Source organism: Paenibacillus sp. FSL H7-0331 (assembly GCF_001956045.1).
In genome coordinates, this window is sequence record NZ_MRTH01000024.1 from 44296 (window position 1) to 66143 (window position 21848).

Sequence of the window (21848 nt, forward strand, 5' to 3'; positions counted from 1 at the left end):
ATAATAAACTATAAATTTTTGATATGTGCATCCGTTTATTTCTGTATCACTCCCTACAGCTCTGCTCGTATTCAAGCGGTGTCATGCCCGTTACCTCCCTGAATACTTTAAAGAAATAATTATAGTTGTTAAACCCGACGCTGCTGACAATTTCCTTTAGCTTAAGCTCGCCGTTCTCGATACACTGCTTAGCTTGCTCAACCCTGACATGATTCAAATATTCAGCAAAGCCTATTCCGCATTCTTCCTTAAACAGTCTGCTGATATAGGAGCTGCTTGCACCCGCGAAATCAGCGACATCCTTCAAGGAAAAGTCGCTGCTGTAGTTGCGATGTATATACTCGACAGCTTTCTTCGTTATATTGCTTAGCCCGCTCTCTAATTTCATTAGCTTTAGCATCGATATCAGTTTATCGTATAAATTCACGACCCAAGCTTTAATATCCATAAGGGTTTCGTACTTCTGTATCAGATTGTAAGGAATGTCCTCTGCCGTATACAGCTTGGCTATCTCAATTCCCGTATCCTTGCAAATTTTGTTTACAATATTGATCAATTCGGCACAAATCATCTGGGTAGATTTGCTACCCAGCCTCATACTCGAGATTTTGCCAAAAATGTCATCCAACCTGCTTTTCACCTCCTTGTCATCCTGGTTTTTCAGCGCGGCATAAATGGCTTTTTCATCTTTTATATCCAAGCAGAAGAAGCTTTCCTCCTTTTTATGAGGAGTACTCTCGATAAAAATACTGTTTTTGCCTTTGTAAAACTTGTCCCTCAATAGGGTCTCCGCGTAGTTGTAAGCCTGAGGCAGTTTGGTCAATTCCGTGCAAACCTTGCTTACGCCAAAGCATACCGTTATATTCAAATGTTTTTTGATTTCAGATCTCATTCGGTTTAAAATCGTATACATGGTATTGTAGATATACATTGTGCTCTTCAACGGGCCTAATGAGAAAATCATCGCAAACTTCCCTTTAGCCATATGCACGATGACGGACTTTTCCCAATCCTTAAGTATTTCCTTCGATATTTCCATGAAGGTATGGAGCACTACGTCCACTTCTTGAGAAGAAAATTTTTCTTCAAGCAATCGGAAATCGTCAATTTCGGCTATCGTCACCATCAAGTTTTCCGTATCCAGCTTCATGTCGAGAGCACGTACCCTCCCTGTGATCTCCTCCACATCCGACAGGCTCCCCTCTAGCAGCTTTCGGATAAACGTTTGACGTAAAACAGCCTTGCTGGTCGTCAGCTCCTTATCGATATCGCTCTGTCTGTCGCGTTCATTCCGATACGAATGAATGGAGCTCCGCGCCGTATTCAAAATATTCAATAAAAATGGCGCATCTAAACGATGCTTTAGCACGTAGTCCATAGCGCCATTCTTCATGCTTTGTCTTACATAATCGAAATCATCATAAGCACTCAGCGCAATAATACTGATCTGCGGGAAGTTTTTTTCCAAATGCTCGATCAAACCTATGCCGTTTAATCCAGGCATATTGATATCCGTAATAACAATATCGGGAGTTTCTTTTTCGATAAGCTGAACGGCATGGTTTCCGTTATGGGCATCCTCCATTATATAAAACCCTGCGTTCTCCCAATGGATCATCGTCTTCAATACGGTTCTGGAAACCGCATCGTCATCAACTATGAGCACCTTCAGCCTATTTGACATCGTCTTCACCTCCTGCAGCAGGAATTGTTATTTCAACAGTCGTAAACAGATTAGGCACGCAATGAATCGAAAGTCCGAATTTTTCACCGAAATACAGCTTTATTCTTTCGTCAACATTCCGAATCCCTATACCACTGAATCCGGATTGATTAATCGTTGTTGTTTGCTGCAGCAGACTGTTCAACGTATGTCCGTCCATCCCGACACCATTATCGGTAACCGTTATTTTTAATTCATTCTGGACCCGATATCCTTTTATAATAATCAAGCCCTGTCCTTCCATAGGCTCAATTCCGTGCAGCAGACAATTTTCCACAATCGGCTGCAACGCGAACTTCAATATATGACAATCCAGAATATCTTCCTCAATCTCAAAATGCACCATGAACTTGTCATAATACCGGTAAGCCATAATGTTTAAATAGTTTTTGACATATTCGATCTCCTCTCTAATATTGATCAACTCGCTGCCTTTTCCCATAGAACCGTGAAGCAAGCTGATCAGGGAAGTGAGCAGGTTGGATATATTGTCGGCCTTCTGGACATTGGCCAGCCATCTGACGGTATTCAAGGAATTCGATAAAAAATGCGGATTGATTTGCGCTTGTAACGATTTTAGTTCTGCAAACCTTTTCAATTTTTCCTTCATTTTGACTTCATCAATCAAGTATTGCAGCTCACTGACCATTTGATTGAAGTTTGTCGTCACTTTCCCCAATTCATCGCTGCTTCTATCGTCAATCTGGACGACTAAATTGCCCAGCTTCACGTTATTCATCGAATCGATAAGACGCTTTAGAGGAGAGGAGATGCTCTTGGATACGTAGTAAGACAGAAGCAGCGCGAGCACAAAACAACTAACACCGAGTACCAATATATAGAAGCTTATTTTTACCGATTCATGGTCCAAATAGGAAAAGGGTATGGTGCTTACTACATACCAATCGGCACGTGGTATATATGTATACGCGATCAAATGACGCTTACCGGCAATCGTGGTGTTGAATGAGTACGTTTCGGTATCCCTATTCTGCTTAAGCTCTTCAATCAGCGTGTCATCGGGGTAAGGCGTGGCGACCTTAAGCTGCGGATTTTGACTCGATATAACGGTTCCTTTCCCGTTCACTATAAATATATGGGAACCAGCTCCCAGAGTAATGTCTCTGAACTTATTGAATATATACTTCACGTCAATTCTCATGATCATATACCCAATCGGAAGTCCTTCAAACGACTTAAAGCTTCTGGACAACAAAATACCCGCTTCCCCGTAATTACTGAAGCGAGAGCTAGAATTCCGTGCCAGCTCTTCGTTATCCTGATTTTGAATTGACCAGACGGGAACGCCGTTTTTAATCATCGTTTCTTCGAATAGTTCGTTTAGATAATCGGATTTCAAATTAAATTTGAAGCTAATATCCCCGTAGGCAATCACTTTCTCCTTATTTCTTGTATAAACCAGAACATCGGACACACTGTGAAAAAAAGAAAATCGTTTAGCCAGCATTTCCTGTATCTTGATTTGCGCCACGTTCCTTTCCCATTCGCTCATTGTATTGAAGCCGCCCATCGTCTGTTGAACGAGATCGGAGAATGCAATGTCAACGCTGTCATTTTCAAGCTTTATAAGTTCATTTACTATATTTTCGCTGACTTGGTCCATCAGCTGGATGGAGGCCGTGCTGATTTTCGTTCTTATCGCATCGCTTGATATGTAATAAGAAAATATTCCAATAATGAACATGGGGAGCAAGGAAAGAACAGCAAAGGAGATGAGCAGCCTGTTTTGAATCTTGATCTTACGGATTAGTCGGTTCATGTTAAAAGTCATAGTCTCAATCATCCTTATGTTTAGTAGATGGGGACAGCATTACATGAAGCTGAAACACACGCTTAACGCGAAAACTCATCCAGGAATAATTGCAGATAATCGCCTGCAGCAAAACGATATGGCCATCAACGGTTTGAAAAGCTTCTATCAATTTTAGCTACACATCTTAATAATCGCCGAACAATCACAGTATCGTCAACTATAACTATGTTTTTAATGTCATTTCTTACTCTTTTGCACGATGAAGGGAAATATTGTACATAAACAACGACACCAAACAAAATACAATGGGGGGTTCCTTTGCTCCGAGGAATGTATGAAGGGATTAGCCAGCTATAGAGGAGTAGCTGAAAAGTTAGACATTAGAAGCTGTGCTCAGTTGAAGGTAGGGGTACAGGCGTCATCTCGTCAATCATAAGGAAGTATGGCGACTCATAAAGTAACTAGGTATCTAACTTGTACTTGACACTGTTGAACAGTGGACAAGAAAAAGAGACGTAGCGGAAGCTGTTCTCCATTCGGATCAAGGCTTCCAGTATACGTCCCAGGCGTATAACACGCGTTTAGAAGCATTCGGCGTTAAAGGGGCAGCCACTCTCGCAAAGCAACCTGCCTGGATAACGCATGCATCGAATCCTTTTTTTCGCATTTCATGACAGGAAAAGATCCCGCACCCAATCAGGGAGTGTAGTTATTCTCTTTCCCCCCAGTTACAACGCAATAATAACAAATGAAGCAGTTGTTTCCCCGCTATCCTTATATCCGATGCGAACCGCCTTTGCACGAATGAGTAAGGTTCCCTTCGACAGGATAATCGGTTTCGTATAAAGCTTCCAGGATGGGTTCGTTCCCTCCTCCGTCGTGTAGGCAATGGAAGCGCCTTGGGTCGCGGAGTGCAGCAGGATCGCTGTCGGCTCCCCATACTCGCCTTGGGTTACGCCGGATCGACCTGGCAGCTCGCTATTAATCGGGATGAAGATCGGTGCGGCGGTTTGCGGCTGAACACCGCCGGGCCACATCTGAGCTACCATTCGTTCTTCCGGTATGTCGCCCCATACATCGTATTTGTCGCGCCAGTCGTCCAGTACCGTGCGCAATCTTTCCAAATCAACCCGATAACTGGGATCGACTGCTAAATTACGCATTTCGTAAGGGTCATTCACGCAATCGTATAATTCTTCAACAGGCCTCGTGTTCTGCATCAATAATCGCTGATCTCCTTCAAGCTGGCCCGAAAGCTCCAGTCTCCACAACTCCTGGAAAGCCGGATGCTGGTGACTGAATTGAATCCATTGCAGGTAAGGCTTCTCCGGGTAGTAATTCCGAATATACTTATATCGCTTGTCACGCGCAGCACGTACCATGTCATACGATTCGTCATAACGATCGCGGGTCGCAAATATATAATCCCTCGATTTTGCGTGTGCGCCCAAGAAAGGCTGCCCTTGCAGATGGCTTGGCATGGCTGCACCCGCTAATGAAAGAACCGTTGGCCCCAGATCGATCAGGCTGACCAACGTATCGTTCACTTGACCCGGTTCCATCACGCCTGGCCAACGAACAATGAGAGGCACGCGGATTCCCGCGTCATACGGCCAACGCTTGGCTCGAGGCAGGCCTTCGCCATGGTCGCTCCACAAAAATACGATCGTGTTATCGGCGAGACCGTCTTCCTCCAGTTGCCGAAGAAGGGCACCCACAAACTTGTCTGCCTCGGCAATCAGATCATAGTACCTGGCAATTGATTCACGGATTTTCGGTGTATCCGGCAAGTAAGGGGGCAGCTTTACCTGATCAGGATCGGTAATGAGCGGTCGATCCGTCGCCATATCGGGATAATAAGCCTTTCGAATCATATCTCCCCACATGCTGCTTTCGTGCGTTAGCACGTGATTGAATACGGCAAAGAATGGCTGCCCTGTCTCCCTATGCCGCCAATGTGCTTCCCTTCCATCTTCGTCCCATGCGGTTAAGGGAGAAGGGAATTGATAGTCCGTCTTCCAATTGTTCGTACAGAAATACCCTTCGGCTCGCATATACTCCGTAAACGTTTTCACATGTGCCGGAGGTACCGCAAAATAAGGCGTCGGTAGTTCCGGCGTAAATTTATTGACGTGCTCTGTGCGCATGTGATGCGCTCCGATTGCCGTCGGGTACATGCTGGTAATGATAGCGGATCGGCTGGGAGAACACACGCCCGCCACAGCAAATGCGTTAGAATAGACGGTGCCCGCAGCCGCCAGCTCGTCGATAAATGGAGTCCGCGCAAGCGTATCACCATAGCAGCCGAATCTCGGACTCGTATCCTCTAAAGAAATCCACAAGATATTAGGTCGGTCTGTGGTCGCTTTCATTGGTTTCATCCCCTTACATTAGTTATCCAGGCAGCTCCTAAGAAAATCTCCCCCATCAATGAGGACTCTTGGGGGAGATAAGCTGCAAAATCATTCTTGACAGTTCTTATTTCCCTGTCATCTTGGCACCAATCTTGGCTTGTAAGCTTGCTAAAACGTTGCTCGGTTCAGTCGGAAACTCGCCAGGATGCCTGCGGACCAGTTCCGGCACAAGATGGCCTCTGCCCGTTTCCTTTAACCGATCGATATACTTTTTCAAATACCCCTTGGCGTGGAAGGGTCCGCCCTCTTTCATAACGGTCCACAATGGATCGACAGCGTCACTGTTTCTCCGCATCATTCCGTCATGCCATTCGTTTAAATAGTAGACCGCTTCAAAGCAAATGTCTCTTCGCTCTGCCGCAAGGTTATGCTGCTCTTTCGGATCTTCGGCAAGATTGTACAGCATCTCTTCATCGAACAAATGAAAGCCGTCATGATAGCTGCGAATATAAATCCAATCCTTGAAACGAACGGCTCGCTGGACAACATGTGCACATTGAGAAACGACCAGGTAATCGCGTCCGCAGTCAGCTCCTTCCTTGAGAGCAGGAGCGTAGCTCTCGCCGTGCCAATCGGGTACGGCAGGGCTATCCAGCATCTCCGCCAAGGTCGGCAGCAGATCAAGATGGTAATGCAACCCTTCGTCCACAACGCCCTTTTTCATGCCCGGCCAACGGATAATCATCGGAATGCGGCAAGTACCTTGATCCGCTGTCGCATGTTCCCCGTAAATCCCGAGCTGTCCCATGTTTTCGCCATGGTCTGCGGAAATAATAATGATCAGTTCGTCCATGACCCCTTGCTCCTCCAAGGCTGCAAATAACCGACCCAGATGATCATCCATATATCGAATACCGCAATCGTATCCGTCAATCATCTTCCTCATATCATCCATGGATTGAATTTCACCTGGATGCCGGGGGAAGTTAGGGCTTGTTTCGTTTGTGTAATTTTTCCCTCTATGATCAATGTGCAGCTCATGAACGCAATGCGAGCCGACCATTTGCTTATGCCTATCCAGCACTTCCTCAGTCAACCATTCGGGCAGCGGTTCCGACTCAAACGGATTGCCGAATTCCATTGGCGCGCGGTATGGCGTATGCGGATCCCAATAGTTGATATACAGGAACCAATTATCCTGACTTGCGTTGCGTTTAACCCAATCGATCGCCACCGGTGTAACATGCTCGGCCGATTCGTTGCCGTATCTGCCAGTATTCAAGATCTCATTAAATCCCGCATAAAAATGGAAGGTCGAATGTCTTTGGGCAAAGGGGCTAATCAAGGCGGTGTTCATATCGGCCGCTAGACCCAAGTAAGAGGGGAGCGAGCCTCCACGCGTTAATTTCCCCATAAGCTCGCGTTCTGTTCCTTCAAGCTTCATATCGCCCGCCGTACCACCGTGGCCTACCAAACCGTTGACAATACCGAATTTACCACTCATAAGCGCCGTTCGAGATGGAGCGCATGGAGCATCGGAGGTATAGTAATTAGTAAATCGAACGCCCTCCGCTGCGATTCGATCTATATTCGGCGAAGTATTCCGATGATAGCCATAGCATCCTAGGTGATCCGGACTTGTTGAATCTAAATCCAAAAACAACATCCTCATTCTTTGTCTCAGCTCCATCCGTTAAATTAATGTTCATGTTGGTTAATCATAATAGTTGAACCGACAGAAGTCGTTATCCAATTCTCTGATTTTCGGCACAAATCGCTGATCAAGCTGGTCCTTTATTCCGTATAAGATTTGTTGATTTCTTCAATGATTTTATTACCGCCGCCGGCCAGCCAGTCTGCCGATGCTTTCTCAATGGAAGAAACGGGATCGCGTCCCATGATAATTTTCGAGACCGATTCCATAAATTTAATATTGAGATTGCTGCCGGCTCGAGTCATCGTTTCGGATTCAAGGCCCGCGCCCTTATTTTTCCACGAGTTCTTTTCGTTTTGTGTGAACATATTTCTCATCAGTTGGTGATAGGACGGGTCCTCCCATTTGTACATTTGAATACCAGGATCAAACGGGCGGAATACCCAATTGTTTAGCAGGTTTTGACGATCCTTGTCCGCAGCTTCCAGTTTCTCATATTTGTCATTGGTGACTTTCTGATAATGAACTCCTTCGATGCCATGCTTAATGAAGTCAGAGCCCTCCGGGGAAAGGAAATAATCCAGAATCTTCAGAATACGCTGCTGCTTTTTAGGGTCAATCTTCGAATTGATCACGTTTTTATCGAGCATGTCAAAGGTTGAGGTTCCGGTCAAGCCTGTCGGCCCTTTCGGAGGCTCCAATGCTGTAGGCACCGCGTCAGGGACCAACTTTTTAATGGCGGCTTTATGGTTGTTCCAATCATTCGGGTTCAAATAAGCAAAACCAACTTTATTTGCTTCGAACTTCTCTACAGTTGATCTGATTTTATTTACGGCAAAATCCTTATCAAGGACTCCTTCTGTAAAGGCTTTGTTCATAAAGGTTAGGAAATTTTTCCATTCCTCCACTTGTGTTTGATAAGGAACCAATTTGCCGTTAATGTCTTTCCACTGATTGTATAGTCCGAAGCCGGCCATAATAAATTGAGCATCTTGAATCGTATTGTTGGTTTGATCATAGTAGAACGAAAACCCGGTTGTATCCTGCTGCCCATTGCCGTCCGGATCTTTGGTTGCAAACGCTTTCGCTACCTCGTAAAACTCATCAATCGTTTTGGGAGCTGATAAATTGAGCTTTTTTAGCCAATCCTCGCGTACGGATAACGTATCTCTGGTTTCAGTCACGTAATAAGGGAATCCGAGCAGCTTTCCTTTCGGATTAAGCGAGTATAACGGTTCCTTCGGGATTTTCGCCAAGTTTGGATATTCGCTCAGCACAGGTTGAACGTCCATAAAGATTCCTTGCTTCTTCCATTTATTGAACTCCGGATTAAGCACGAAGAACACATCGGGGAAATCATTAGAAGCAGCCAGCACATTAAGCTTCTCTTTGTAGTTTGAGGCAGGCACCCATTGCATTTTAATGTCCACATTGAACTTTTTGTTTAGTTCTTTAATCATCGGGTTATCGTCCGGCCAACCTCCGCCTTGGAAGGAACGCGCCATCCAGGTGATGGTCAGCTTCTCACCCATACCGTTAGACGCAGCAGTTTTATCGTCTGTCTTTTGTGGTGAAGCGCTTCCAGCATCCTGCTTGGAGCAGCCAATGACACTGCCTATCGAAAGCATAAGAGCACACAAAACCAGTAGCTTCTTTTTCATATTTTTCCCCTTTCATTTTTACAATAATTATATTTACATCCCTATCATAGGCGATTGGAATAGAATAAGCGTTACACGATTCTCTGATTTATTAACTAGAGATAGTTTTTTTCATTCTACACTACGCAGCTGATCCAATCCAAAATGGTTGAAATCATCCAGTTTCACAACCTGGCCGGATAAGGCTGAGCTGCTCGCTGCCAATGTAAACTTATGGCTTCGAATGGCATCTTGTAGAGGACATGGGCAAAGTTCGGGGGCTTTCTCCAGAACGGCCTTATGAAAATCTAGCGCAGCTCCCATCCCCTCATCCTGACTTATAAAAACCTCCTCGCCATCAGGCGTTTTGATAGTGAGGCGTCCGTTCGTAATCCGGAGCAATCGATTTTTTTGAATCAGATCAAGAAAAGGCTCTTCTCCGGATTTTGGGAATAGGGCATAGGTCGAATAGAAATTGCCGACAGCACCGCTTTTGAAAGTCGAGGTTATGCTGTAAGCGTCCCAGTTGTTCATTTCGCCCTTTGTGGCCACCTGCGTGTAAGAGGCAAACAGATGGTCGACATCCCCGAGGAAATGAATCGCCAGATCAATCATGTGGGCCGTCTGATCAAACATTTGACCGCCGCCCAAATGTCTTTCGCGGATCCATTCTACTTGTGGAAGCGTCCAATAAAAGCGGCCGACGGCCATCGAGACTGGCTTCTCGCTTACGAGTTCAGCCGCTTTCTTTACAAAGTCCATACTGCGCCAATGATAGCCGACAGTAGCAACGACCCCTGCCTGCTTAACCAGGTCCACGATCTCCATGGCTTCTTCAACGCTTGCCTCTATCGGCTTCTCGATGTACAGATGGATGCCTCGCGAAGCAATGGCACGGACCTGAGCTGCTCGTCCGCGAGCCGGCGTCGTTAAGTAAACGGCGTCCGGTTTCAATTGCTCCAGCATAACTTCCAGGTCTGCAAAGGGTGTTCCTCCAAATTTGTCAGTAAAGACTGCTGCTTTATCTATACTCGTTCCACAAACCCCGATTAATTGGGCGTCCTCAAGTTGGCTTAACTTCCCTGCATGGTGTGTCGCCATGCGACCCGTTCCCACTATAGCGTAAGTAATCATTGCGCTTCTCTCCTCATCTGTTTTTTCAAAATATCATGATCATATCATGACCATTACTACTTCCAACTCAATACGACACCAGTGTACTCCTCCTGCTTATGAAGCAAGCCATCATAAGCTTCGGCCACCTGCTCCGGCTGTAGACGATGGGAAATGATCGGATCCAGCGTCAATCTTCCGGTACTTACCCAATCGAACGTATTTTTTTGAATGTCCAGCAGTCTCGGTGTATCCATGAAGTTTAGCGCCCCGCGCAGGGTTAGCCAACGCAAATGAACCTCAGCCAGAATGTCGGTCACATTTCCTTCCACTGGCACACGCGGCGTCCCGAGCAGAATAACCTGACCTTGGTTGGTCGTAGATTTGACTGCCTGTTGGATGACCTTACTATGTCCGACAGCATCAATCGAGATGTGGCACAGCTGGCCGTTCGTAATCTTCTTGATCTGCTCCAATACCTCCGACTCGCTGCCGCCAACGGTATATTGGACTCCGCATTTCTCAGCAAGCGCTCTTCTCGATCCATTAGGGTCGATTCCGATAACTTTGCAGCCCATCAGTCGAAAAATTTGAGAGGCCATGTTGCCGATAACCCCGAGTCCGTAGACGGCAACCCAAGCATTGGTGGGAATGTCAGAAACGTAAAGAGATGTGGCTGAGATACTGGCCAGCCTTGACGCAGCAGCAGTACCTGAATCGAGCGACTCGGGAACCTGAACGATCATCTTATCTTGCTGCACTACGATCATGGAGGCATGCTCACCGTGAGTAAATACCCGCTGGCCCGGATTGAATTTCGTCACGCCGCTGCCTACTTTGACGATCGTTCCTACATTCGCGTAACCCGCCTTCCATGGGTATTCGCACCAAGCGCCTTTTTGATAAACACGTTCTGTCTTCGCTTGGAAGATGGCCAGCTCCGTCCCCGGACTAATAAACGATGCTTCGGTTTCAATAAGAATGTCATCCGCTGCCAAATGAAATTCCAGCTCCATTTCTCGAACCTCTACCTGATTTGCAGCGGGGATAATGATTTGTTTAACCTTCATTTGAATTCAGCTTCTTTCCGTTTAATTTGTGGATAATTTCGTTGCACAATCGCATGATATCTTATCTCAACGATTTATGATTACTTAGACCTTTCATCCAGCATTCTTGGATTCGGTATAGTCAGCGGCGCAGCGGAATCCCGTATTGCCCGATGAGCTGTCTGGTGTGTTGCCCGTTCTGGCGGCAACGCGGTAACGATTGCAATATGACTTATGGCATAAGTACGAGCCCCCGCGCATCACTCTGGCCTGCCCAGTGGTCGGACCCTTAGGGTTGACCCGCGTCTCCCTCAAATGAAAATCCTTACTGAACCAATCCTTACACCACTCCCACACGTTTCCTGCGGTTTGATACAAGCCATATCCGTTGGGCGGGAAGGCATTCACGGGTGCCGTCCCGATATAGCCGTCGCTGGCATTGTTTTTATCCGGAAATTTCCCCTGCCAAATATTACACATATGCTTGCCGTCCGGCTTGAGGATGTCTCCCCATGCATATTTCTTCTGCACGAGCCCGCCTCGTGCGGCATACTCCCACTCCGCTTCCGTCAGTAGGCGTTTGCCTGTCCATTGACAGTAAGCCGTCGCATCGTTCCAAGACACATGCACCACAGGATGATCCAAGCGATCCTCAATGGTAGAGTCCGGGCCCTCCGGCTGCAGCCAATAAGCACCTTCCACCGACCACCACCATGGCGTTTTCTGAACCATCTGCTTGACCTTGCTCGCTGTCTCCTTCGAAATTAAAAGATGGAAAACAAAGGACCAGCCGAATTGCTCAGCTTCCGTTTTATAGCCAGTCGCGTCAACAAATTGCTTGTACTCGGCATTTGTCACCGTGTAAGGCGATATATGAAACGGACTAACCGTTACGCTACGAATCGGTCCCTCGCCGTCCGAAGGAAACCCTTCCGCATCATCCGTACCCATCAGAAAGGTGCCGCCTTCCAGCAGAATCATCCCTTCACTTGGATCAGCATTACTCTTCTTTGTTACCGATAACGAAGCTTCGGGTGAGACGATTATACCCGAAGAACCAAGTCTTGAGGCTGAACAGCACGACGGTTTATTTTCCACGAAGAATGTCCCCCTGATAATAGACTAACTATAGATCGCAAGACGGAAAGGCCTGATAGGATATAATGATCGAGATGTCCCCTGGTATCAATACTGTAAAATTAACCTCGCCTATGCTTCCTCATTACTATTCGACGACCGGGAGCTTGGTTGCCTCTTCCGGCACTGGCCACCTCTCATGCTCCGACACGTCGACGGCTTTCCCCCATTTAGCCAGTAACTGATGATGCTCCAGCTTCTGCTGATGCTTCTCAATGATCGCAGGAATATTCCATGATGCATCCAACTGAGCTTGGAATTGCTCGGCAATATCGGCTCTTTCATGAACTAAGTTGTGAAGCTCCTTCGGGTCCGAGCTCAAATCGAACAATTGATTGTGCTGCTCATAGTAGGCGTAAGCTACAAACTTCCAATTTCCCTTCCGCAGCATGCGTCCTGGAATGTGCTTGCCTTCAAGCGTTTCCATGCATTCGCTTATGACGATTCGCTCGGCATCCTCCGCTCCTCCATTCAGCAGCAGCTTCAAGTTCATACCGTCCTGCCTTGGCGGCGTTTCCGCTCCTGCAAAGGCGCATAACGTCGGACCCAGATCCATGATACTTACCGGCTGCGAGATGTTTCTCCCAGCTACAACTCCCTCTCCTGCAAGGACCATCGGTATTTTAGACGACCCTTCGTAGAAGGTGCTTTTTCCGATCAATCCATGCTCTCCTGCTTGCTCACCGTGATCGGACATGTACACAAACAAACCTGGACGAGCGCTGCGTTCCAGGTAACGGTTCCAAGCGCTCCTTACCTCCCCAACCTGGCTGTCAATCGTTTCGATCATTCCCAAATAAGCGGCACGCAGCTTCGTTACATTTTCTAAGGTAAGCTGGTGATTTTGACGAAGCTTTTGCAATACGGGATGACCGTCATCCTGCAGGAACGACTCCGGAATGTCCATCCACTCCTTGTAGTACATGTATCGGTCCGGAGGCGCGACAAAGGTATGATGCGGGCCATAAGTTCCGACAACGATGCATTGAGGCTTTGCGTGGTCCTCCTGCAAGTATTCCAAGGCAGCCTTGATAACAGCTTTGTCATATTCAAGTACAGGGGAAGTTCCGCCGCCGATGATTTTCAAACTTTTGTTCGCCATGGTGCCGACATAAGGCCCAAGATCCGTCCGAGCTTGCCCATAACGCCCCCAAAATAACGGAGTCAGCTCCCCCATAATTCTTCGTGTGAATCCATGCCGCTGATCCTCTCCGAGAAAATGCATGCGCCCGCACAGCACAGTGTCGTATCCTTCTGCGGCAATACCGTGCAAAAAAGTCGCCTGATCGCTGCCAATCGCCCCTTCATTGGTAAATACACCCGTTTTTTCCGGCAGCTGCCCCGTGAGCATCGACGTTCTCGAAGGGACACAAAGCGGCGACGACGTATAAGCCGTGCTCATCACGGTCCCTTCCTTGGCCAATTGGTCCAGATGAGGCGTACGCACCAGCGAGTGCCCTGCAAAACCTGCATACTGCGCATGATGCTGATCACTTAAAAACACCAAAATATCCGGTTTGCTGCTCATGGCTATTCCTCCATATCATTTATATAGAATTTTAAAAGCAACGAAGCACACTATTCTCACCACTCGATACTCAATGAAAATAATGGGCTTCGTAAGACCAGTTCAGTTAGCGTCGAACTTGCTTTATGCCTATGTGCCAGATAAGGCCTTGTATTTTTCAGTTCTGGCATCCTGAATGATACCGCTCCAATTGAGTCCGTATGTGAAATCATATGCATGCCCGGCGGAGTCTATATAAACCGCCAGATCATGAGGAACATCCTCCTGCTGCTTCTCGACCGTCTTCATGTCAGCCGGCATTTGGAACGGCAGCAGTCCGCTAGGTTCGGCGGCACCTGTGATCAGTTCCATGATCGCCCGATCCTCAGCTCCAAAGTTCGCCAGAATCGCGCTTGCGGCTTCCTCAAATTCAGCTAAAACCGTCGGATTCGCTAAAGCGAGCGAAACAATTACCGGTTTATCCTTCATGAGCCGTTTGGTCTCCAGCACCATGTCGAGATCGCCCGCATTGGTCACCGTCACCGTCTTGCCCTTGTATGTACGGTTGAGCACATCCCTTGGGTCTCCGGCTAAGCTCGTTTCCCGCGCATGCTCCGCCGTATATGGTGCATACTGCAAGCTGATCGGCACATACCCTGTTCCACCCGCCGCTTTATCTGCCTTGCTATAGCCCATCGTCGAGCGGGGACTTTCGATGAACACTAAGGCAAAATCCGCTTCATCGGGCTCAGCCGTCACTTCAAAATATTCCCGAACTATATCCAGTTTCACGGGATACCCAACGCTAGCCGGAATCGGCAGCCCGATCCAGTTCGTGCTGGCCGGCAGCTTGCGCCTCGGAATATACACCTTTTTTTGCTTTTTAAAAGGGAGGATTCCATCTTCGTTCTTAAGCAGAACAAACGATTTCAGCTGCGCCTCGAAGCCTGCCTTTGTGAATGCATCGCAGCCCACTTTAGCCACCGTTTCCTCTACTTGAACATAAGGGTTCTCGAACAGACCCAAACGGAACATGTTCTTCAGCAGCCTCACGGCAGACAGCTCGAACCGCTTTCGCATAAAGGCTTCTCCATACTCCTTAACGCCGATATGATACGCCTCAATGATCGGAGCAGCCTGATCATTGCCGCCGAATTGATCGACCCCGGCCATCAGCAGCTTATAATGGCGCTCAGCCACGGTGTACCCATCTTCCACTCCCCAGGACCTGCCACCGGGGGACAGCTTCGTAATATCCTCTGGCTCGTCGTGCGTAATGCTCCAGTCCGTGCAAACAACACCATCATAGCCTACCTGCTCGCGGAGCAGATCGTTGATAAGGTATGAACTGTAGGAATTACCGACGTTTTCTCCGTTCTTCTTATCCTGACCGCAGGAAATCGTATAGTAAGGCATGACGGCAGAGGCCTTTCCCGTCTTGCCGTTCAGACGAAACGCGCCCTCGGTAAAAGGAATCAGATGCTGCTCGAAGTTGCTGCCCGGATATACGGCATACTTGCCGTAAGCGAAGTGTGCGTCGCGCCCCGCTTCCCCGGAGCCGCCGCCCGGCCAATGCTTCACCATCGCATTGACGCTGTCATAGCCCCAGCCGTCCGCAATTTCCGCTTCGCCCTCCGACGTCTGAAAACCGTCGATATAAGCACGGCCCATATCTGCCGAGAGCTGCGGGTCCTCGCCGAATGTCATGCCGAATCGGAACCAACGCGGATCCGTAGCGATATCCACCTGTGGAGACAGGGCTGTCGTGAGGCCCAGAGCGCGGTATTCCTGTGCGGCAACCTCACCGAATTGTCGAGCCAGCTCCGGCTCGAACGACGCAGCCAGCCCCATCGATTCCGGCCAAATGGAAATTTTGCTGCCCCCGGCGACTTTGAATTCGGCGGAAGCATCAAGTCCGTGCCGTGGATCCGAGCTGTTATTCGCCGGTATGCCCAGTGGCTGGCTCTCAGCATACGCCTGCAGCCGGTTGCTCCATTTCGCCGCGATCTCCGAACTTTCCACGCTGGTGATCAGCACATGCCGGATATGATCTCCGGTTAGGAACAGCCGCTGCTGGTCCGTCAGCTCATACGGCATCGCGCCGCTTTCGTCAAACGACTTCCCGCCGTAGGTCGCAGGATTCCACCCTTTATTCCCCGGCAGAGACTGATGCTTACTGTACAGCATGAGGCCTGCAATTTGAGCGACAGACATTTTGGTCGCGAGATCCTTCGCTCTCTCCTCTGGGGATAAGCGCCAATCCTCGTATTTATCCAATATACCGTCTTTGTTCAGGTCCTTGAAGGCTAAGCCGTCTTGATAAATAATGCCCACACCCGAATCTTTGGAGTAACCGAGAGTCGGCCCTCCCGGGTTTTTGACATACCCAATCATTTCATCGTTTGGTCGCTTCTGCACATGTTTCCCCTCTTTTCTTTAAGCTTAGCCTTTCACCGAACCCATCAGCATACCTTTATTAAAATACTTTTGCATAAACGGATAGATGACCAGTAAGGGTACAGCGGTAATCAGAACTGCGGCCATCTTAACGGCTGGCGTATAAGCAAAACCTCCCGCATCGACCTCCATGCCGGAATCGCTTTCGATCAGCATTTGTCTTAAGAACACCTGCAGCGGCATATCCGCAGAGTTATTAAGGAAGAGAATGGCGTAAAAGTAAGTGTTCCAGTTTTGAACCGCATAGAACAACGTAAAGGTAGCTATTGCCGGCATCGATAACGGAATCACGATTTGCCAAAACAAACGCAGCTCCGAGCAGCCGTCAATACGTGCCGATTCCTCTAATTCAGCTGGAATGTTTTGAAAGAAGCTTCGCATGACGATCAGGTTGAAAGGCGCGATCGCAGTAGTCAGATAAAGCGCCCAATAGCTGTTTAGAAGCCCTAACTCTTTTACTACAAGATAAGTAGGGATCATGCCGCCGGCAAAAATCATCGTGAACAGCACCAGAAAATTCATCATACGTCGGCCCCTAAGCCAGCTCTTGGATAAGCCGTAAGCCATGAGACTTGTTAACAGGATATTGATTAACGTGCCCGTTACCGTAATGGTGACAGCATTTCCGAATGCGGCTTTGAAGTTTGCATTACTCAGTAAGTAACCATAAGCCTCAATGGTCCACTCGTGCGGAATGATGAAAAATCCGCGTGACATAAATTCGTGCTCCGTTGCAAAGGAGCTGGCAATAACGTAGAAGAACGGCACTAGAATAACCAGCACTGAAACGATGAGCAGACCGTATATAATTCCAGTAAAGACGGAATCCTTCCCGCGTGAATCAAATGTATTCATCTTAGTAAACCCCCTCTTCTCCTGCTTTCTTGGAAAGCTTGTTTGCCAGCAAAATCAGGACTAAACCTACGAGCGATTTAAACAAACCGACAGCTGTTGTAAAGCTGAACTCTCCCTGTAGAACGCCTGAACGGTATACATACGTATCAAACACATCGGAAACCGAAAGGTTCAAGGAATTTTGCATTAAGTAAATGTGCTCAAACCCGATGTCCATAATATGACCCAATCTTAGAATAAACAGAATAATGATCGTCGCCTTTAGCGCAGGAAGCGTGATGTGCCATAGCTGTTTCCAACGGTTAGCACCGTCAACAACGGCTGCCTCATACAGGGTAGGATCGATCGAAGCCAACGCCGCCAAGAAGATAACCGCATTCCAGCCCGCTTCCTTCCAGATGCTCTGCAATACATACACGATGCGGAAATAGTCTGGATCTGTCATCAGCTCGATCCGAGCGAAGCCTGCACTAGCCAAGCCTTTGTTGATAGCGCCTTCCTGCGTAGCGAATAAAATGACAGTAATACCCACCAAGACAACCCAGGATAGAAAATGCGGCATATAAATAACGGTTTGTACAAATTTCTTGAACAACTGCATACGAACCTCATTCAAAATAACCGCGATCAACACGGGAGCCGGGAAAAACAAAAACAAGTTTAATGCACTTAAAATGAGCGTATTTTTTAACAAGGTCCAAAAATCCGGCTCTCCGAACAACCGTTCAAAGTGCGCGAAGCCCACCCACTCGCTTTCGGAAAGTCCAGCAAACGGATTGTAATCCTGGAAGGCAATGATGATCCCGGCCAGTGGCAAATAACGGAAAATAAGAAAAAACAACAAACCCGGTAAAATCATCAGGTATAATGGAAGTCCTCTCTTCCATTCCTTTAACGCCGACTTTCTGAGTGATTGCGATTTAAGCTGCACAAGCTTTACTGTGGAATCTCCCTGCACGTTTGTTCCCTCCTGCATGATGCATCATATTTGATATAGCTACATCATAATGGCTTCGCTTTCATAAGTCGTTACACGATTCTCTGATTTCCAAACTACACACTATGAAGAGGGGCACAGCAATTTCGGCTAACCCGACTGTGAAAAAAGAAGACCGCCCGCCGGTTCCCCGGACGGACGGCCTATGCAGATCCTCGTCGTCTTTATCGCAAATAAGTCGTTTCGGTGCCATACAATTCTCTGAACTTCTAACCATTCTTCGTCCCTCTGTAGCTGAATGGAATTCGAATGGAAACTACGGTGCCGCGGTCTGGAAAGGAAGTCAGGCTAAGTCCATAGCCCTCGCCGTATTTCAAGAATAAACGCGTATGCACGTTCCTTATGCCGAGCGATTCTGTCTGTATGAACTCCTCGTTGTTCACATTCTCAGATATATCCTTTAACCCTTGTGTCAGCTCCGCCAGTTTGGACTCCGATATTCCCCCTCCATTGTCCGCAATTTCGATCACCAAATCATCCTTGTCGTCATACGCGCTAACCAGGATAGCTGCGTCTCCCGCCCTGGGTTCAACCGCATATTTCACGGCATTTTCTACGATGGGCTGGACAGTCAGCTTCACGAGCAGACAATCGTGGAATTTCGGATTGACCGTGATTTGGCTAAAAAACTTTTTCGGAAAACGGATATGCGTAATCTCAAGATACTTTTCCAAGATGGCGAGCTCATCCTTGAAGCTCACTTCGTTATCCGAAATTTTCGCCGTATATCGGTATACGTCCGCCAAATTGGCAGCCATGCTGACGACCAGATCGTCGTTATTGAGATAACCTATACTTTTGATAACATCCAATGAATTATACAGTAAATGCGGATTGATTTGGTTCTGCAGCGCCTGGATATACGCTTCCTTCTGCCGCAGACGCGTATGCACATCCTGCAGCTTCAGGTTGGAAATCGTATTCAGCTGATTATCGAGCTGTTCAACCATCTTGTTAAAGCTGTAGTTCAGCTTCTGAAATTCGTTCATCCCCTGCTGAAATTCAGCCCTCGTCTTATAGTCGCCCTGAAACACCCGATTCATATTGTGCTTCAGGTGTAGCACCGGTGTTACAAATAAATTGGAGACAAGCGGTACGAGAAACATGACCATAACGGCAATAAGCGCAAACGCGATGATCGTGGAGTTACGTGCCGAATAAAGGCCGCTGGCCATCTCGTCAAAAGGCACGATGGCTACAACCCGCCAGCCCAGCACCTTGGAGCTGCTTGTCGATACAAGCACCTTTTCTCCGTTATAGGTTCGAATACTCACCCCACCCTCGGCCGGCGTACCGAGTTGACCCAAAGGCGTATCGGCAAGCTTCCGGCCGCGCCATTCTTTAACAGGATGGTATATGATCGTATCATCCTGAGAAAGCAACATGAACTGGCCCGTATTGCCTAACTTCGAACGCTCGAAGGTCGCTTCAATTTCGTTGAGCCCCAAATCCATAACAAGGAAGCCAATGGGTGCCAGACTAGAACTGCTATAGACCGGATTCAGCATAGAGATTACGGACATGCCCATTTGCTGCGGGTAGGTAATGGTATGGGTTGGAATAAGGACGCGTTGGTCCGAGAAGGAAACGGCAAACCAAGGCTCCGTACTGAAATTCTCGCCCGAGGAGTTATAGCTGCGCATGGCCAAAACCCGCTTGTCTGTTGACATTAAGAAAACTCCAGCCACTTCACTGTAATTAAGTGCAACGTGACGTCTTAACATCGCTTCAATTTCATCCGCCTCGAAAATATTGATGCTGCGGCTGCCATCGAACCAACTCTGAATCGGTTCTTCCTTCACTAACGTTTTAGTCGTTTTGGACAGCTGCTCGAAGTAAAATTCGATATGATGATTTAATCGCTTGGTTGCTTCGTCCGTGACGGTATGAAAATCCTTTTTAACCGTATTACTGTAGTTAAAATGTGAGAAGATGCCCATGAGAATCATCGACAAAAGACTGATCCCCAAAAACAAGACGACCATGCTGACCTTAATCGGAAAGCGAATCCAAAATTTTCTCATGTGAACCATACCTTTTCTATGTTCATTTGTCCTAATCGTTATCCGTACAAGTTCTTTCCGGGGTGAGTATATCCCTCTTTTCAAGAATAATAAAAATTAGCCAATTTGCTGAAAGGTTATCCAGGAAATGAATAAGGATGCCATCCTCTCAGATGACATCCTCACTTTGAATCTTGCGCGGCAGCAAGGAAACCTTAACCTTCGCTACCCCATTTGTTAATCGTATCTGGTATGGAAGGCCGCGACAATGCGCCGGTCGCTTCCCACCACTCATCCACAGCTTGGCGAAGTACTCTGCGTGCTTCTTCCGCTTCGGGATGTCCTGCCACATTGACCAGCTCGTCCGGGTCCTGATGAAGGTCGTACATCTCCTCCATATCTTCCTCGTAGTAATACACATACTTCCATTCTGGTGTTTGTGCGCCACGGAAAGGATGATAACCCCAGTACGCCTTGTAATGCTCAAAGAAAACAAGCTGCTCCACAGGAGACTCAGCCAATTTGAGATGAGGTATCAGCGAACCGCCTTCGCATTCGGCAGGTACCTCTATACCGACCGCATCCAGCAAGGTGCCGGTAACGGCCGAACTGGATACCAGATCAGGAATGACGTTTCGCGTTGGGTTCGCCCCCGGCACGTGCAGGATCACGGGCACGTTATACAGCTCCTTATACGGAAGAAGCCCCTTTAATCGCAGCTTGTGGGCCCCCTGCATATCACCATGATCCGTTGTAAACAGGACGACTGTGCTTTCAAGCATTCCCTTCGATTCAAGCTTATCCATTAAACGGCCAAGGTTCTGATCCATAAGCGTAAGCAAGGAACGATAGTGTTGAGCGTCACGCCGAACCAGTCCCTCCGTCAGGATGGATTCGCCCGTCCTGGAACGTTCAAGCTGAAAGGCAGGCTTGGTAGACAGGTCATCGAGATAATAGCTGCTCGGAATGGGCATGTCTTCAAGCGGAAACTGCTCCGCATACTGCTCAATCAGCTCGAATGGCTTGTCAACCGGCACGTTCGGATGAGGCATAAACCAGTTCACTGCCATGAAGAACGGCTTGCTGTCTTCATAATCTTCCAAGTAATTCAGTGCTTTCGTGGTTGTTACAGCATCCTTGTGGCTGTGAAAGCGCGGATCGGGATTGGCAGCTCCCAGCTCAAAACCGTCTGTCCGATAATCGGTAATCTGAAACTCATGATCCGCTGGGGACAACCCCAAATGCCACTTTCCCAAATACACGGTCTCATAGCCAGCCTGATTAAACGATTTTGCAATGCCCCACTCCTGTGGATCGAGCACATGACCGATATTATTGACGCCAACCTGATGCGGGAATTTCCCTGTCATCCAGGTGGCCCTTGACGGCGAGCATTGTGCGGATGTGGAAATCACACCGGTAAAGCGGACACTCCGTCCGATTAGCTTATCCAGATTAGGAGTATAATAACTGGAATTAATGCAGCCCATGGCATCGAGATTTTGTTGGTCTGTGGTGATCATCATAACATTTTTCATAGCGTCTTCTCCTCGTATTATGAATAATGGCTTCGGCTCGTTGCAAA

The 21848-nt window shown here is 47.8% G+C and carries 14 protein-coding genes; all 14 read right to left on the reverse strand.

What is annotated here, in order from left to right; translation table 11 throughout:
• Positions 1–46: 46 nt before the first annotated feature.
• The 14 genes from BK127_RS27915 to BK127_RS27980 all read right to left on the reverse strand — a co-directional run bounded on the left by BK127_RS27915 (position 47) and on the right by BK127_RS27980 (position 21801).
• The gene (locus BK127_RS27915; RefSeq protein ID WP_076235289.1) at positions 47–1684 is read right to left on the reverse strand and encodes a response regulator transcription factor; all 1638 of its coding nucleotides are present in this window, start codon (positions 1682–1684) and stop codon (positions 47–49) included.
• Entirely contained in the window at positions 1674–3515 is a 1842-nt protein-coding gene (locus BK127_RS27920) for a sensor histidine kinase (RefSeq protein ID WP_218639046.1), read from the reverse strand. The genes BK127_RS27915 and BK127_RS27920 overlap by 11 nt, the downstream gene beginning before the upstream one ends.
• Before the next feature lie 710 nt (positions 3516–4225).
• Positions 4226–5869 (reverse strand): sulfatase family protein, encoded by a 1644-nt coding sequence (locus BK127_RS27925; protein ID WP_076235294.1) that lies wholly within the window; start codon positions 5867–5869, stop codon positions 4226–4228.
• A 106-nt stretch (positions 5870–5975) separates the two neighbouring features.
• A complete protein-coding gene (locus BK127_RS27930; protein WP_076235296.1) occupies positions 5976–7523 on the reverse strand; it encodes a sulfatase family protein in 1548 nt (515 codons plus the stop codon).
• A gap of 122 nt (positions 7524–7645) precedes the next feature.
• Complete coding sequence (locus BK127_RS27935; protein WP_076235299.1) at positions 7646–9166, reverse strand: extracellular solute-binding protein; 1521 nt, start codon at positions 9164–9166, stop codon at positions 7646–7648.
• A gap of 111 nt (positions 9167–9277) precedes the next feature.
• Positions 9278–10279 carry a Gfo/Idh/MocA family protein gene (locus tag BK127_RS27940; RefSeq protein WP_076235301.1) on the reverse strand — a complete coding sequence of 334 codons (1002 nt, stop codon included), beginning with the start codon at positions 10277–10279 and terminating at the stop codon, positions 9278–9280.
• Between the two features lie 56 nt (positions 10280–10335).
• Positions 10336–11328, reverse strand: coding sequence for a zinc-dependent alcohol dehydrogenase (locus BK127_RS27945; RefSeq protein WP_076235304.1), 993 nt, complete (start codon positions 11326–11328; stop codon positions 10336–10338).
• A gap of 93 nt (positions 11329–11421) precedes the next feature.
• On the reverse strand, positions 11422–12405 hold the full coding sequence (locus BK127_RS27950) for a formylglycine-generating enzyme family protein (protein WP_076235306.1): 984 nt from the start codon (positions 12403–12405) through the stop codon (positions 11422–11424).
• A 127-nt stretch (positions 12406–12532) separates the two neighbouring features.
• Positions 12533–13972, reverse strand: coding sequence for a sulfatase family protein (locus BK127_RS27955; protein WP_076235308.1), 1440 nt, complete (start codon positions 13970–13972; stop codon positions 12533–12535).
• Positions 13973–14101: 129 nt separating this feature from the next.
• Positions 14102–16345 (reverse strand): glycoside hydrolase family 3 protein, encoded by a 2244-nt coding sequence (locus tag BK127_RS27960; protein WP_144026581.1) that lies wholly within the window; start codon positions 16343–16345, stop codon positions 14102–14104.
• 48 nt (positions 16346–16393) lie between these two features.
• A complete protein-coding gene (locus BK127_RS27965) occupies positions 16394–17263 on the reverse strand; it encodes a carbohydrate ABC transporter permease (protein WP_076235311.1) in 870 nt (289 codons plus the stop codon).
• A 1-nt stretch (position 17264) separates the two neighbouring features.
• Positions 17265–18221 carry an ABC transporter permease gene (locus tag BK127_RS27970; protein WP_256711484.1) on the reverse strand — a complete coding sequence of 319 codons (957 nt, stop codon included), beginning with the start codon at positions 18219–18221 and terminating at the stop codon, positions 17265–17267.
• 248 nt (positions 18222–18469) lie between these two features.
• The gene (locus tag BK127_RS27975) at positions 18470–20284 is read right to left on the reverse strand and encodes a sensor histidine kinase (RefSeq protein ID WP_076235315.1); all 1815 of its coding nucleotides are present in this window, start codon (positions 20282–20284) and stop codon (positions 18470–18472) included.
• Between the two features lie 194 nt (positions 20285–20478).
• Positions 20479–21801: a sulfatase family protein gene (locus BK127_RS27980; RefSeq protein WP_076235317.1), complete on the reverse strand. Its 1323-nt coding sequence runs from the start codon at positions 21799–21801 to the stop codon at positions 20479–20481.
• Positions 21802–21848 lie beyond the last annotated feature (47 nt).

What these genes read in the sequence shown, in the direction of transcription:
- BK127_RS27980 (WP_076235317.1), bottom strand. Translation starts at nt 21,801, where the DNA reads ATGAAAAATGTTATGATGATCACCACAGACCAACAAAATCTCGATGCC.
- BK127_RS27925 (WP_076235294.1), bottom strand. Translation starts at nt 5,869, where the DNA reads ATGAAAGCGACCACAGACCGACCTAATATCTTGTGGATTTCTTTAGAG.
- BK127_RS27930 (WP_076235296.1), bottom strand. Translation starts at nt 7,523, where the DNA reads ATGAGGATGTTGTTTTTGGATTTAGATTCAACAAGTCCGGATCACCTA.
- BK127_RS27940 (WP_076235301.1), bottom strand. Translation starts at nt 10,279, where the DNA reads ATGATTACTTACGCTATAGTGGGAACGGGTCGCATGGCGACACACCAT.
- BK127_RS27945 (WP_076235304.1), bottom strand. Translation starts at nt 11,328, where the DNA reads ATGAAGGTTAAACAAATCATTATCCCCGCTGCAAATCAGGTAGAGGTT.
- BK127_RS27955 (WP_076235308.1), bottom strand. Translation starts at nt 13,972, where the DNA reads ATGAGCAGCAAACCGGATATTTTGGTGTTTTTAAGTGATCAGCATCAT.
- BK127_RS27960 (WP_144026581.1), bottom strand. Translation starts at nt 16,345, where the DNA reads ATGATTGGGTATGTCAAAAACCCGGGAGGGCCGACTCTCGGTTACTCC.
- BK127_RS27975 (WP_076235315.1), bottom strand. Translation starts at nt 20,284, where the DNA reads ATGAGAAAATTTTGGATTCGCTTTCCGATTAAGGTCAGCATGGTCGTC.
- BK127_RS27915 (WP_076235289.1), bottom strand. Translation starts at nt 1,684, where the DNA reads ATGTCAAATAGGCTGAAGGTGCTCATAGTTGATGACGATGCGGTTTCC.
- BK127_RS27935 (WP_076235299.1), bottom strand. Translation starts at nt 9,166, where the DNA reads ATGAAAAAGAAGCTACTGGTTTTGTGTGCTCTTATGCTTTCGATAGGC.
- BK127_RS27965 (WP_076235311.1), bottom strand. Translation starts at nt 17,263, where the DNA reads ATGAATACATTTGATTCACGCGGGAAGGATTCCGTCTTTACTGGAATT.
- BK127_RS27920 (WP_218639046.1), bottom strand. Translation starts at nt 3,515, where the DNA reads ATGACTTTTAACATGAACCGACTAATCCGTAAGATCAAGATTCAAAAC.